Source organism: Nocardiopsis sp. TNDT3, assembly GCF_003427465.1.
Taxonomy (GTDB): domain Bacteria; phylum Actinomycetota; class Actinomycetes; order Streptosporangiales; family Streptosporangiaceae; genus Nocardiopsis; species Nocardiopsis dassonvillei.
Genome location: NZ_QPFC01001314.1, coordinates 1 through 1,456, shown reverse-complemented (window position 1 = coordinate 1,456; position 1,456 = coordinate 1). Strand labels below are relative to the sequence as shown.

Annotated in this window: 2 protein-coding genes; one reads left to right on the top strand and one right to left on the bottom strand. The window is 73.9% G+C overall.

All coding sequences use genetic code 11. From position 1 onward, the window contains the following. Positions 1–96 precede the first annotated feature (96 nt). Entirely contained in the window at positions 97–798 is a 702-nt protein-coding gene (locus tag DQW06_RS27290; RefSeq protein WP_117199567.1) for a pentapeptide repeat-containing protein, read from the top strand. A gap of 155 nt (positions 799–953) precedes the next feature. Here the strand turns inward: DQW06_RS27290 and DQW06_RS27285 are convergent. Continuing rightward, positions 954–1,456, bottom strand: a 503-nt coding sequence (locus DQW06_RS27285) for a helix-turn-helix domain-containing protein (protein WP_198662564.1), incomplete at its 5' end; no start/stop codon positions are given.

Sequence of the window (1,456 nt, the reverse complement as noted above, 5' to 3'; positions counted from 1 at the left end):
GGGCGGGGGAGGGGAGCGACGCGCACCGGGCGGCCCGCGTCGGGGGACGGGCGCGCCGGAGCACGCGTGTCACGGGTCACCGCTAGGGTGCTGGCGATGAGTACCGACCTCCTTCTCCCCGAGACCACCGACGCCGATCTGAACGGCGCCGACCTGCGCGACCAGCTGTCCCGGCCCCTGGACGCACCGCGCGTGTTCACCCACTGCGACCTGACCGAGGCGGACCTGCGCGACGCCGACCTGGTCGACGCCGTCTTCCGCGACTGCCGCCTGGACGGGGCCCGCCTGGAGCGGGCCGTCCTGGAGGGCGCGGTGTTCACCGGGGGCAGTGCCTCGGGGGCGGCGTTCTCGCACGCCGAGTGCACCGAGACCAGGTTCGAGCGGGTGGACCTGGCCAACACCCGCTGGCAGGGCGCCCTGCTCACCGACACCGCCTTCACCGGCTGCCGGATGACCGGGGCCGCGCTGAACTCGCTCCGGGGGATCGGCTACACCTTCGCGCACTGCAACCTCATGCTGGCCCGCTGCAAGGGCCTGGTGCTGCGCGGGCAGACCCTGGAGGGGCTGCGCATGGACGAGGCCGACCTGGCCAGCGCGGATCTGCGTGAGACGGTGTGGAGGGACTCGCGGCTGCGCGGCGCGAACCTGGTCAACGTCAAGCTGGCGGGGGCCGACCTGCGCGGCGCCGATCTGGGGGAGCCCACCCTGGAGCAGGCCGGATACCTGCGGGGGGCCGGCATCAGTCCGGTGCAGGCGGGCGCCATCCTGGCCGCCCTGGGCATCACCGTCATGGAGTAGGAGCGTTCGCCAAAGGTGCGCTGACCGAAAGCGTGGCTGGCGTGACGCAAGGTGCTCCGAACCGCGGTGAGGGGTCGGCCGAATATTTGAATCTACGTCGTAAAGGTGCCTGTTTCCTTCACTTATCTCAACTGGGGGAAAAACAAGAACGACAATCAGAGATTGCAGTACAACCGGCGCAGGGCCAGTGCCACCTGGAGGCGCAGCCGCCCCGACACCTCGCGCACCGGCCAGCCCAGCAGGCGTTCGGCCCGCCCCAGGCCTTCCTGGAGCGTGGAGTGGTGCTGGCCCTGCGCCCGGGCCGCCGCCCGCAGACTGGGGGAGGAGGCCACCGCGTCCAGGACCGCCAGCAGCGGCGGGGCCTCGCGTGCCACCCGTTCCAGGGCCGCGACGTCCGGCACCGGTTCGCCGCCGGGCCGCACGGTGTCGGCCAGGAGCAGCAGCCCGCCCAACTCCTCGGCGAACACCACGCGCGGGCCCGGGTCGGCGCCGGTGCCCCGGGCGGTGAAGCGCAGCGCCTTGCGGGCGTCGTGCCAGGAGGAGGGCAGGTCCAGCGCCTCCACGGCCGGTCCCACCCCCGCCCGCCGCGCGCCCGGGGGCTCCTCGGCGGCCAGGACGCGCACGCCGCCGCCGTGGTCGGCCACCGCGCGGGCCCGGG